9 protein-coding genes are annotated in these 13,667 nt (G+C 41.0%); 3 read left to right on the top strand and 6 right to left on the bottom strand.

All coding sequences use genetic code 11. The features are described from left to right. Positions 1 to 3 precede the first annotated feature (3 nt). The 6 genes from BUB80_RS15360 to BUB80_RS15335 form a co-directional block, all read right to left on the bottom strand. Positions 4 to 1,302 (bottom strand): TlpA family protein disulfide reductase, encoded by a 1,299-nt coding sequence (locus BUB80_RS15360; RefSeq protein WP_073294430.1) that lies wholly within the window; start codon positions 1,300 to 1,302, stop codon positions 4 to 6. 1 nt (position 1,303) lies between these two features. Then, entirely contained in the window at positions 1,304 to 2,674 is a 1,371-nt protein-coding gene (locus BUB80_RS15355; protein WP_073294427.1) for a RagB/SusD family nutrient uptake outer membrane protein, read from the bottom strand. Positions 2,675 to 2,679: 5 nt separating this feature from the next. After that, entirely contained in the window at positions 2,680 to 5,931 is a 3,252-nt protein-coding gene (locus BUB80_RS15350) for a SusC/RagA family TonB-linked outer membrane protein (protein ID WP_175549616.1), read from the bottom strand. A 228-nt stretch (positions 5,932 to 6,159) separates the two neighbouring features. Continuing rightward, positions 6,160 to 7,359: a FecR family protein gene (locus BUB80_RS15345; RefSeq protein ID WP_139262717.1), complete on the bottom strand. Its 1,200-nt coding sequence runs from the start codon at positions 7,357 to 7,359 to the stop codon at positions 6,160 to 6,162. Positions 7,360 to 7,510: 151 nt separating this feature from the next. After that, positions 7,511 to 8,101: an RNA polymerase sigma factor gene (locus tag BUB80_RS15340; protein WP_073294418.1), complete on the bottom strand. Its 591-nt coding sequence runs from the start codon at positions 8,099 to 8,101 to the stop codon at positions 7,511 to 7,513. A 205-nt stretch (positions 8,102 to 8,306) separates the two neighbouring features. Continuing rightward, on the bottom strand, positions 8,307 to 8,642 hold the full coding sequence (locus BUB80_RS15335) for a hypothetical protein (RefSeq protein WP_073294415.1): 336 nt from the start codon (positions 8,640 to 8,642) through the stop codon (positions 8,307 to 8,309). A gap of 346 nt (positions 8,643 to 8,988) precedes the next feature. Here BUB80_RS15335 and BUB80_RS15330 point away from each other — a divergent pair, with 346 nt between their 5' ends. The 3 genes from BUB80_RS15330 (at position 8,989) to BUB80_RS15320 (ending at position 13,661) form a co-directional block, all read left to right on the top strand. After that, positions 8,989 to 9,504, top strand: a complete 516-nt coding sequence (locus BUB80_RS15330) for a sigma-70 family RNA polymerase sigma factor (protein WP_073294412.1) — start codon at positions 8,989 to 8,991, stop codon at positions 9,502 to 9,504. A 92-nt stretch (positions 9,505 to 9,596) separates the two neighbouring features. Further along, entirely contained in the window at positions 9,597 to 10,430 is an 834-nt protein-coding gene (locus tag BUB80_RS15325; RefSeq protein ID WP_073294409.1) for a FecR family protein, read from the top strand. A 147-nt stretch (positions 10,431 to 10,577) separates the two neighbouring features. Then, entirely contained in the window at positions 10,578 to 13,661 is a 3,084-nt protein-coding gene (locus tag BUB80_RS15320) for a SusC/RagA family TonB-linked outer membrane protein (RefSeq protein WP_073294406.1), read from the top strand. The last annotated feature ends 6 nt before the right edge of the window (positions 13,662 to 13,667 follow it).

Here is a 13,667-nt window from a genome sequence, read left to right as displayed (position 1 = left end):
ATCTTATTTATTTTCAAGGATAATAACCTTTCTCGGTCTTTTCTCAATAACCATTTCGAGTCCGAATTTCTCCAATTCTTTAGACATCGCTTTCACATCATCCGGTGTCCAGGTAAATTCAAAGGATATTGGCTGATTAATATCCAGATCAACAATAACCGGCATGTAGTTATTCCGGTTAAGTTCTTCTTTTAAAAAACCCTGCCAGGCTTTGTTTGCCTTGTTTTTTTTACCAATAATCATTTTACAATTCAAAAATTTCTTTTCATACCCATCTAATGGCTGACGGTAGATTTGAGATGAGCCTTTTTCTCTAATAACCAGACATTTAATTTTTTTTGTTTCCTCATGGCTTTTAACTCCGAAATAATCATCAAGATCCCTGACCATATGTTTCCCAAAGTTGAATGTCGTAGTATCTTTGTACATCAGATCATAGCAGAAAATGTTGGTAAAGGTTTTATAATCTTCCTTAGTGTTTACCGGGTTTGTATCTTTTCTGATCATTCTACTCGGTCGGTGCAGGTCAGCAGATCCTAAACTTGAGGTATAGGCATTATCATAAAGCCCTAGAAAATCTACATTCGTAAAACAGGCACGGGCGACTTGATGTAAAGTATCAACTTCCAAACTTGCACCACCCCGAAATTCCGACCTCCTTTTACTGAAATAAGAATATTTGAGTATTTTATCTTTGGTAGTGGAATATCGATAGGTCATCAAAGGATCTGTTCCCTGATTCAGTTTGGAATCCATCTCATCGACCTTAACAGGAAGATCGATCTTCCCTGCATTAATTAGCTTTTGGATATTCTCAACTGAAGTGCTGCTGCCATCGGTAATAGCGGTGATCACATTATTTTTGTTGATCCAGATCTGGTGCGGAAATCCCTTTGCAGGAAAGTATTGACGCAGTACACTGTCATTGACCACATTGACAAACTTCAGGTTTTTGGCATTGAGGTCCGTGGCAAAAAACTCCTCCACCTTTTTTTTATCTTCCCAGGTGACAAGTAACAGCTGAAGATCGTTTTTAAAAGTTTTTTGAAGGCTATCCAGGTGAGGCATGGCTTCTCTGCAGGAGCCGCACCTGATAAACCAGAAGTCAAGCACTATAGCTTTACCCGCAAAATCTGAAAGTTTTGCAGCACTTTTCGAATAATTAAGGACCGATTTTAAAACAACATCAGGCATCCTATCTCCCACAGTCAGAGGCTTAATTTCCTGTGAATATACTACCGTCGTTGTGAGTATCAAAACCATCAGAAATGATACTGTTATTGGGTTAATTCTATTTTTCATATTAGTATCCGGGATTTTGAGTTAAATTTTGATTGACCAGTATTTCGGCGGAAGGAATTGGAAATAATCCCGCACTAGGTTTCCAGGTGCTTTTCAAAGGACTCAGAACATCATCAAGATGTCCTGTTCTCTTAAGATCGAACCATCGGTGTCCCCATTCCGCAAAGTATTCTATCCGTCTTTCTTTTTGTACGGCGGTCTCCACCACAGTCGCATCTGAGCTGCTGAGTGGAGGCCATGAGGGATTAGCCCGATACCGTACCCTATTCAGATCACTTAAAGCACCTGGCACATTGTTTAAATGGATGCGGGCTTCTGCTCTGTTCAAATAAATTTCCGGCAGTCTGAAAACAATACAATGCTCCGACTTTACAGCCGCCCCCCTTACTTTATATTTATATGGATAATAATACGTGGTACCTCCCACCATCTTTGACCCGATCCAGCTTGCCTTTCTCAGATCCCCGGCTTCAAAGGAATTGTACAGACCACTGGTTAAGGTAAAACTCGGTACTACGCTTGCTGACGCACCGGGAATAAAACGACTCGCCTCAATGGTGTTAAAAGTACTCGCATCGGGAAAGGCTAACTCCCAAAAAGCTTCATTACTCGCTATCAGAAAGGTTTTGCTAAGATCAGTTTCCAATGCATACATTTTTGAATTCAGAATTTCCCCTGCGGTTTGCTCAACTAACGGCCAGTTTTGCTGCTCCACGTACATCCGATTGAGAAATGCTGTTGCCGTATAAGAGTTTACACGTAGCCTACCAGCAGTCGGATATGCTACAGATAACATCTTCCTTGCCTGCTGCAGGTCATCAATGATGGAGCCAATAACCTCTGTCCTTCCTGTTCTACTTACTTTTGCATTAAGTTCAAAATCCGTGGTCTTTACCAGCGGAACGTCACCAAACAGATTCACCAGATAGTAATAACAAAAGGCACGGATAAAGTAAGCTTCTCCCAAAAGCTGTGTCTTTAAACTTGGTGTAACGGCTGTAGATTTTAGTAACCCTTCCATACAGGCATTGGCCTGATAGATGGTTTCATACGGGTAACGCCAGAAATCACGGTAGATAATAGAATTTCCGCTGTTTAAGCTATTGGTGTAAAAACCGGACATATCCTCTGTAGTTCCCGTGTAATTGAGTTCATCAGAAGCGGTACCCAGATAAATCGTGGTGGCGCCATTTGAAAAAGCAGGACTGCTGACCACCAGGCGGGCATACATCCCCAGAATGGCTGAAGTGGCCGTTGCATCATCCTGAAATACCGTAGAGGCACCAATCTTATTGATGGGCGCATCAATCGCTACAAATTTTTTGCAGCCGCAAAAAAATGTAAACAGGGCTAAAAAATATAATGTTTTCATTTCAGTTATAGATTAAGCTGTAAACCAATGGTATAAACTTTTAAAGGGGGCAATGAATAGAGGCTTTGTGTTTCGGGATCAAAACCTTGCATCTTACTCCATGTAAAGAGGTTCTGACCCTGCATATAGATCTTTGCTGATCCCAGGGAAAGTCTCGATATCAGAGCTTTTGGTAATGAGTAGCTCAAAGACACATTCCGCAATCGTATAAAGGACATATCACTGTACACACGGTCGGAATATGCAACATTCGGGACTGTTGATCCCGCCACCACAGTGTATTTTTCATATTGTGAAATACTATTGGCATTCTGCCAACGGTCTGTAACAACCGAAGGTTGATTGAGCATCATACCGGGTACCATGGAAAGATTGTAGACCGAATACAGAAAATTCTTTCCGGTCTGTTTCTTATAATCGAAAAATACACTCAATTCAAAGCCCTTGTACCCGAAGGTGTTATTGAGCCCTCCATATATCTTCGGGTCAAGTGTTCCGTTAATCACCAGATCTCCTGCCGTATAACTCCCGTTCCCATCCACATCCGTAAAACGATACAGTCCTGTTGCGGGATCTATGTCTGTGTAGTGATAATTGTAAAGGCTGTTAAGTGAACTCCCCACCTTATACAGCGAGGCATAGGATGAGTTTTCTATCCCCGGAAATGCCAATAATGAATTTCGGGGCAGCGTCGCATTGAGCGAAACTGACCATTTGAATGGTCTATCTCTAAAGATATCTGCGCTGAGAGAAAATTCCCATCCCTGATTTTGAACCACCGCAGGGAAATTCCTGATGATCGATGCAAACCCCGTCAGATAAGGAAGTCGGTACGCAACCAATTGATTAGAGCTTCTGTTGCGGTAGTAATTGGCAGAAAAAAGAAACCTGTCCCTAAAAAAGCCAAGATCAATGGCCCCCTCCAGTTTTTTATTCTCCTCCCAGGTATAGTTTGGATTGGCCAGCGCAGAAGGACGAAGCGTTCCCGTTCCCTGATACGTCTGAGAACCGGCCTGCCAGCTGTCAAGAAACTGATAATCGCCGATCTGATCATTACCCGTAATGCCATAGCTTCCCCGAAGCTTCCCAAAGCTTAGAAATGATAATTGATCTTTAAGCCATTTCTCTTCAGTAAATACCCATGCAGCTCCAACCGCTCCAAAATTCGCAAATTGCCTGCCTGTACCGAAACGGCTTGATCCGTCCCGTCTGGCAGTCAGGTTAACGATGTATTTATTGTTAACATTATAGTTGATCCGGGCAAATACTGCCTGATATTTATACTGAGTTTCGGAATTGGATGCAGCGTTGATCGTGCTTGCAGCACCTATGGATTCCATTAAAGCATCGGTTGTAAATCCGCTAACAAGAATGTAATTGCCGGAGGTGTTCTTTTGGTGGAAAGTAGCACCCGCTAAAACATCAAGCTTTCCCGGTCCCAATGGACGTACATACTGGATCTGAGGCTCTATATTCCAGCTGCTATACGCATTGACAGAGAATTGTGAAGAGCTGATTGGGATCTGGTCCGGAGACAGCGAGCTTTTAGGGGTGAGCTTTATCTCTTTTCCATTAAGCCTGTTATAGCCCATTGCCAGTTTTAGGGTCAAACCGTCAAAGATCTTATAAGACGTATTTAAACTGCTGACCAGATTATGGGTTGTTGCATTATACGTTTCAAAAAGATAACGGTAAGGATTTTCATACTGCGATCCGTTTTCCATCCATTTTAATTTACCCTCAGGGGTGAAAAAATCGGGGGTATTGGGACTTAAAAAGGTATAGTAGGTCAGATCGGTACCTGCCGTTTTATTCTCTCCCGCCGTAAAACTCCCTGAAAAGGTCATGTTAAAACGACGGTCTTTTGAGATGTGGTTAAGATTCATATTCACACTTCCCCTGATATTAGGCAGGGCATTAGGGAATACCGAAGTCTCCCGATAGAATGATCCTCCAATCAGGTATTGTATTTCTGAGGAACCTCCCGATATTGAAAGCTGCGCATTCGTGAGTTTTCCGGTACCTCCAATAAGTTCTTTCTTATAATTCGTATATCGGTTTTGATCCCATGCCGTCAAATCGGGTGCATTGAATACCGTTGGGGTAGTATTCGAGTTCATGAAAGCTTCTTTTCTCATCTCAAGATACTGCTGCGTGTTCATCAGGTCCATTGTTTTACCAACTTCTGTAAACCCCTGGTTGATATTCACACTTACCTGTGTTTTACCTGCTGTCCCTTTTCGGGTAGTAATCAGTACCACCCCATTGGCTCCCCGAGAGCCATAAATAGCAGTGGCATCAGCATCTTTTAAGATTTCAATACTTTCAATATCACTCGGATTAATACTATTGAAAGGGCTTAAAGAAGTCCCTGTCACCCCATTGGTCAATGCGGAAGGTAACGATGAAATCCCCTCATTGCCCGCGGCAAAAGGAATTCCGTCGATCAGAATCAAAGGCTGAGAGCCTTGTGCAATGGAATTCCTACCCCTGATCTGAATATTAAACGAAGAGCCAGGAACCCCGGAAGATTGGGTAACCACCAGGCCGGGTATTCTTCCTGAAAGTGCTGCCAAAGGATTACTGACAGGCTGCTTCGCAATATCGGCACCGGAAATGCCTCCCACAGATCCTGTATTCAGTCTTTTGGTTGTCGTGCCATAGGCAATGATCTGCACTTCATCCAACTTTGATTCTGATTTACTAAGGATAATCCTTTCTGCATTTTTTGCTCGGATCTCCTGTGTTGAATATCCCATATAAGAAACAATCAAAACAGCGTCGTCAGCAATATCAGTCAGCCCATATTTTCCTTCTTTATTGGTGGTGGTTGTTTTCTCGCTTCCTTTAACCCTGATGGTTGCCCCTGCCAACGGTTCATCATGGTCATCAGTTACCATACCACTGATGGTTTGTTTATTTTGTTGATTAAGATAGTCACCGATCTTCCTTATTGTGGATCTTTCTATAGCCTTAACGACAATGGTTTTGTTTACCATTTCGTACGTGAGCGCTTGGTTCTCAAAGATCCTGTCCAATGCCGGTCTAAGTTCCACATTGCTTAGATTAAGGGTGACCCTGGCGGCATTTTGTACATCTTTGCTCTTGTACCAAAACTGATAACCGGTCTGTTTCTCGATGATGGTAAATACAGTAGCCAAAGGCTGCTGTTTTACGGTTAGGCTTATGCGCTGTGCATACAGGGCGGCTGAAACTTTCAGGCATGTCATTGCGATAATCAATGACACGAGTTTCATCCCCCTGATTGTTCTGGGAATGGCTTTCCGGTAATGCCGTAACGCATTAGGAAAGCAGGTATAAAAATTCATACTTTTGTTTGGGTTAGTTGATCAATAAATGTCTTAGCGGATATTAGCAGTCACTGCCCAATTTGCCGGCAAGGTTCTTCACAACCTGCCGGCTTTATATTTGGGGATTATTAACTGCCATCAATTAATCTGATCTCTACTTCATGGGCTATTGGGTTAAGGGTTTACAATAAGTTTTCTGTGGTGATCGTCTTCTATTACTTTAAATCGTATACCGCTGAGCCGCAATACCTCTAAGAGTCCTTCCAAACTCTCTGTTCTGCTGATCCCTCCGGTAAACAGCTCCGCAGTAGGTCCTCCGTGATACTCAACCTCAATATCATACCATCGGGATGCTTCCCTTAATACACTTTTCAGATCTCTATCCTTAAATTTCATTAGCCCATTACGCCAGGCCAGCGCTGTGGATAGGTCTGCTTCATGGACACTGAGTTTTCCACCGGCAGAAAAGGACTGCTGGCACGGCTTTAAAAGAACCTCCTGCTCAGGATCTGAGGTTTTTTGATGAAGCGAAGATACTTTTACTGATCCCTCTTCAAGGGTAGTCACCGTACGCCCCTGGTCTGCATAACTGTTGATGTTAAAGTGCGTGCCTAGTACTTCGACCTCCTGGGTCCTTGTTGACACCACAAAGGGATGTTTTTTGTCTTTGGCAACTTCAAAGTAGGCTTCGCCGTCTACCAGCATTACTTTCCGCTTTCCCCGCACCATCAGGTCGGCAGAATACTGTAAAGTGGTAGCGGCGTTTAGCCAGACTTTGGAACCATCAGATAAAACGACACCATATTCACCTCCTCTAGGCGTACTGATGGAGATCAATCCACTATTTTTTGTATTGAAAATACGTGTCCCATCGCTATACGAAATACTGGTATCGCTGATAATAATTCCCGAATGAGTATCACTTAAACTCAGTGTTTTCCCATCGGCTAATGTCAGTGTTGCCTTGTGACCCCCGGGCAGAATATCCTGAGCATACAGGGGGTGATTGCTATGAGTCTTATTCTTGTTGATGTAGTAGAAAGTAGAAATTCCTATAGTACTCGTAATAATAATGGTGGCAGCAGCGAGTACCTTCTTCCACAATAGCCTGCCTGCTTTGGATCTGGCATCGGACTGCTCTATTTCGTGCTGGATCGTAAGATAGGCACGGTCTAAAACGCTGTCGAAATTCCTGTTGTCAAGTTCTTCAGGTGAAGGCATTTCCTCCAAATGAGCCAATACAAGCTCCATTAACTGATCCTGCTCCTCGCTCTCTTTGTGAAAATACTTTAGTAAGTGTTTCACCTCCTCCGGCGAACACCGATGATCCTTGTATTTCTCCAGTAATTGCTGCAAATGATCTTGATTTTCCAAAACGTCCTTTTCTTGTATTACGCTTGGCAGGAAAGATCCTACTACCCGAAATAAAAAAATATTTTATGGAGTCCGAAAATGTTGTTTAAAAGAGCATAAATCTACTATTGCAGGATATTTATTTTTAGCTTTTTCATGATCTGATAGAACATTAAAAGAAAAGCCATGCCGCAACAATAGCAATACAATGCCGCGAGAAATAAAAATATTCTTTTACACTGCGCGTCGCTTTTACCAGTTGATTACCCACCGTGGAAACCGTAATCCCCATCATCATTGCCACTTCATCGTAACTTTTACCTTCCATTTTACAGAGAGTGAAAATTGCTTTACGTTGTGTTGGTAATGCTTCGATAGCTACCTTAAGTATAGCATTACTTTCTTTATGGTATAATTCGCTCTCAATGTGATCGTAGAGTTCCGTACCCCTTGCAATAAGCATCTCCTGAAGTTTTCGGTCCAAGGCAGCCTTGCGGAAAAAATCACGGACAAGATTTTTAGCAATAGAAAAAAGATAAGACTGAAAAGATTTATCAGGATCTATATTCTTACGGTTGTTCCATATCCTGATGAACACATCCTGTAAAATTTCCTGAGCCTCATCCTCATCTTTTACCATTTTCACAGTATTAATAAAGATACGCTTGCTATACATTCGGTAAAGCTCTCCAAAAGCCTGCTGATCCCCATCCCGCAGCCTAAGCAGCAGATCCTTTTCTGTGGTGGTTGGTGAGGACTTCATGGAGCGGAATTCGATGTGAAATTAAAGGTAAAAAAATGTTAGCACATTTGGTAATATTTGAGGTAATCCTCTTTAGATAGAATCACTTAAGTACTGGAATCTCTCAAATCTAACAATTTATAGAGTATAAAGCTCATGACGAAACTGAAGATTTATGGTGAAACAAATCTTTAGTTTAAAATATAGTATACAGCCTCAAAATTATTTATTTCAGCTTCTTAATAATCTGCCTGTTACATACCTGTCCGGCTCTATCCCCACATTGCCCCCCACATGGTTCCTGTCTAACGATAACCCAGCCGTCAGGGATTTGTGATCCGGGACAGGCACTTTCTTCTACTCCAACCTTAGCACCCGAAATATCTTTAATAATAATCATATTACATATTTGCCCCGCTCTGTCTCCACATTGTCCCCCACATGGTGTTTGCCCAACTATAATCCACCCATCAGGAATTTTTGATCCGGGGCAAATATATTGTGCTTGGGAAAAACAAGTCAATGAAATCAGTAAAAACAATAATGTCAATGTAGCTTTCATGATATTAAAATTTAATAATTATAGCAATTAGTTATTTATTTTTTATCAAACAAAAGACATAGTAAATTTAAGAAATATTTCAATAAAAAATAAGAAAACACAAACTATTCAATTGATATAAAACAGATTACAAATAATAAAACTACAATTTAATTCCAAAAGAATATTGGTTCACTTTTCTTACAGCCTAATTTTTTGACATTATTTTGGTACGAGTACCATTATAAGAAATTGATCCCACTTCACCTTTTATTAAAGAAATAGAAATAACACTAAACGCTACTATCCTGTGAAACGGAGTTTGCATTGAAAAAATAGATAAATTTGTAACATCTAAAACTAACCATTGAAATTTTTCTCACGACATATTAATCAGGAAGAACAGAGGTATAAACATATCTATGAAAGCTATTATTATAAAGTTTTCATGTCTATTGCCAGAAAGGTTAAAGGACGCGAAAATGTTACCGACATTACACAGAATGTTTTTTCGCACCTATGGGAGTATCGTAGATCATTGCTGGGAGTAAATACAGAGAATATTATTTTCAATACCTGCAAACAGGAAATCGCAAAATTTATAAAAGCGGAACAAAAAAGACTTTCAGACACTGTCCCCCTGCTTTTGGAAGAACCCGACGATTCTTATCAGCAGTTACTATCTAAGCTCACCAAGGAAAACCAGCTGGAAGCCATCACAAAAAATATTGAATCCCTGCCTCCTTTACGTAAAAAGATTTTCACCCTGAACAAATTACAAGGGATTACACAGGAAGAAATTGCACACCAACTTCAGATTCCTCATCATAAAGTAAAACATCATATCTCACAAGTGATGATTTTTCTTAAAAAACAAGCTTAATTATCCTAAAAACAGTTAAAATAAGTTAAAGTCTCTTAACAAAACTGTCCGTTTTTTCATTTCTGTCCTAATATATAATATAGACGTATGTTATGGACGAAAAACAACACGATATATTACCCCCTACACGTGAAGAAGCAGACCAGATGTGGGGAAATATCCTTTCAAACATTAGAAAACGTGAAAGAGAAAAGAAAAAGAGTAAAATAATTACCTACTCAGTGGCTGCCTCAGTAGCCATTCTAATCTTAATTGGCAGTATTTTCGGATATAATACCTATATCAGACCGGATATCTATACCGCAGAAATGGCGGCTCTCAAAATTGTATTACCGGATCACTCACTGGTAATCCTATCCAAAGGCAGTATACTAAAGGTTGAAAAATCATTCCCCTCAGATACCAGAGACGTCTACCTTGACGGAGATGCTGTATTTCGGGTGGCAAAATCTAAAGAACATCCTTTTATTGTCCACGGAAAAGGCTACGAAACAAAGGTATTAGGAACTGTTTTTAAGGTATCACAAAGTGGTAAAACTTTTAAAGTTGATCTCTTTGAAGGTAAAGTACTGGTCTATAGGACAGCTCATCCTAAAGATCCTGTTACCCTTGCTCCCAAGCAAACATTTACCAATTTTGGAATTTCAGAAGCAGCTTCTGTATCCCAAACAGCAGATCTACCTTCTGCTACAACAAAAAATAAATCCGCAGCATTATCATTTACCGAATGTCCCATAAATGATGCTATAAGCGTTATCGAAAAAGCATACGGAATCAAAGTACATTACCCTACAGAAATAGAAAACACTAAGATCACGATCACAACACCCAATGTTTTAGCAGAAACATTTGTACAGACACTGGCATTACAGCTTAATTTAAATATCAGAAAAAACAATGATTCAACATTTGAACTGGAAAAATAGGTTATGGTGTCTGATGACACTCGCCCTAGTCCCTGAAAGATAGAAAAAGTGATGTACAAAACGACCGACGGGGGCAACCGTCGGTCACGTACCAAACTAATAACAAAATCTTCACTGAGTTACTAATTTTTAATACCATGCAAAAATATGAAAAATATTTGCACGGCTGTCCTATTCCTTATTGTGGGAATAAACTTCCTCTGTGGACAGCAACAAGACCTTTCTAAAATGAAGGTTAATTATATGGCGGGAAAAATTCCTGCGCCGCAAGCAGTTGAAAGCTTTTTACTGGAGAATAAACTTCAACAGTTTGCTTATTCTAAAGAATCCTTGAAAAGCTATAAGATTCAGGGGGTAAAATGTACCCATGAAAACGTACTAGACTGCCTGAATAAGATCCTTAAAGGACTGCCTTTTGAAGCCCTTATCTATCAAAATACGGTTATTATCCGGAAGAAAACATTGAAAGTTTCTGCTGTATCAGATACCTTGAACCATACCCAGCTATTGAGGACAGTTCAAAAACAAAAGGATACCCTAGAGCTTTCTAACAGGGAAACAAAAATTGAAGAAATTACCCTCAATGCCGGATATTACGCCGTAAAGGATAAGGAACGTACCGGAAGTATTTCAAAAGTGACCGCCAAAGACATCGAAAATCAACCGGTCACCAATGTACTCTCTACCCTGCAGGGACGAATGGCTGGAGTCAATATTACCCAAAACTCAGGAGTTCCGGGTGGCGGATTTGATATTCAGATCAGAGGTAAAAACAGTCTGAGAACTGCGGGTAATGCCTCATTGTATATTATTGACGGTGTCCCTATGGGTAGTGAAATGACTTCTCCTTATTCCGGGGTCGTATTACCGGGAGCCAGTATCAATCCCCTCAACAGCTTCAACCCCAATGATATCGAAAGTTTAGAGGTCCTCAAGGACGCTGATGCTACCGCCATATATGGATCGCGGGGAGCTAACGGAGTGGTCCTGATCACCACTAAAAAAGGCAAATCGGGAAAACTGGTTCTACATTTTACCTCTACTTATGGACTTAGTAAGGTAGCATCGAAGATGAAAATGATGAGTACACCGCAATATCTGGAGATGAGAAAACAGGCATTTACCAATGACAATATCACGAATTATCTCGCTACGGCGTATGACATCAACGGCACATGGGAGCAGAATCGTTATTCAGATTGGAACAAAGTACTCATTGGAAATACAGCTGCGTCTTCCAATTCCCAGCTTTCTTTAAGTGGAGGCAGTGAGACGACTACCTTTTTATTAAGTCTGGGGCATAACGAACAAACCACCGCGTTCGGAAAAGGTTTTAAATACGTAAGCAACAATATATCGAGTAACATCGCCCATCACTCACCGGATAAGAAATTTCAGCTCAACATATCCAATCTGTTTTCTAATCAGAAAAACAATGTCCTGAGATCTGATATTACCCGACAATCATACTGGCTCTCCCCCAATGCTCCTGATCTCTATCATCAGGACGGAAGCCTGAATTGGGAGAGCAATACCTTTGCTAATCCCGTAGCTGCCTACAACAGTACCTATTCCAATGAAAGTAAACAATTCCTGACCAATATCAATTCTCAATATGAGCTGTTTCCCCATGTCAGAATTAAACTCAACGGGGGAATCAATTACCAGACTTTTAATGAAATCGCGTTGCAGCCCAATACCATGTACAATCCGTCTTTTGCCCTCGGGCAGTCGAGTGCGACTTCCAGAGCATCACAGAATAATCAGGATCGGTTTTCTTTTATCATGGAGCCTCAGATCAATTGGAGCTATAAAAAGAACCGACATGAATTTGATGTTTTAGTAGGAGGAACATTCCAACGGGAAGTGAACAAACAGGGTACCATGACTGGTGTAGGATTTGAAAGCAATGTATTTATAGAGAATATAGGAGCTGCACAGACCAAAACAATTTCTGATCAAATCCGTACAGAATACCGGTATGCAGCCGTCTTCGGAAGGTTAAATTATCAGTTTAAAAATAGGTATATCCTAAATATAACAGGGAGAAGAGATGGCAGCAGCCGTTTTGGTCCCAATAAAAGATTTGCCAACTTCGGTGCTGTAGGTGCTGCATGGCTTTTCTCCAAGGAAAAATTCATGGAAAGTGAAAACTGGCTGAATTTTGGCAAGCTCCGTGGCAGTTACGGTTCCGCAGGAAGTGATCAAATCGGGGACTATCAGTATTTGGATACTTATACCGTTTCTTCATCCCTCTATAATGCCACTTTAGGGCTCCTGCCCTCCCGTTTATATAATCCTGATTACAGTTGGGAAAAGACTACGAAACTGGAAACAGCCTTAGAACTGGGATTTTTAAAAAACCGACTCAACCTAACCGCAGCATGGTACCGAAACATTTCTTCTAACCAATTGGTGGGTATTCAGCTGCCTTCCATGACCGGCTTCCCTTCGGTGTTGGCCAACCTGCCGGCTACCGTAGAAAATACAGGGTTTGAATTGGAACTCAATGCACGTCCTATTAAGTCAGGTGGTGTCTCCTGGGAAACAGGGCTTAACATCAGTTTTCCAAAAAATAAATTGCTTGCTTTCCCGGGACTGGAAGGATCTACTTATGCCAATCAGTATGTCATTGGGCAGCCCATCACAATCATAAAGGTCTATCAACTGGAAGGAATTAATCCACAAATTGGACAATACCGATTTACCGATTTCAATGGAGATGGGAAGATATCCTCACCGGATGATAATAAAGTGATCGAAAAAATAGGCGTTCAATATTTCGGAGGCTGGAACAATACCTTTCGCTACAAAAACTGGGACCTGTCTGTTTTATTTCAATTTGTCAAACAAAGAAACCGAAATTATAACAGCATCATGCCGGTACCCGGTGGGATGACCAATCAACCGCTCGAAGTCCTGAATGTATGGTCTGCTGAAAATCCCGATGGCTTTTATATGCCCTACAGATCGGGAGGAAATACATCCCATAATCTATTTCAAAACTCTACAGCAGCCGTTTCGGATGCCTCATTTATTCGACTTAAAAACCTACAAATCGGCTACCGAATCCCACTAAATAATTCGGTTTTCAAAGACGTAAAAATCTTTTTTCAGGGACAGAACCTTGTTACCTGGACTCAGTATTTTGGAATCGATCCCGAATTTACGTTTATGGGATTTCTGCCCCCATTAAGAACCTATTCGTTTGGCGCTCAGTTTAATCTTTAAAATCAC

Origin of the sequence: Chryseobacterium polytrichastri (genome assembly GCF_900142445.1) — a bacterium.
Taxonomy (GTDB): Bacteria; Bacteroidota; Bacteroidia; order Flavobacteriales; family Weeksellaceae; genus Chryseobacterium; species Chryseobacterium polytrichastri.
This window is presented reverse-complemented; position numbering and strand designations above follow the sequence as displayed.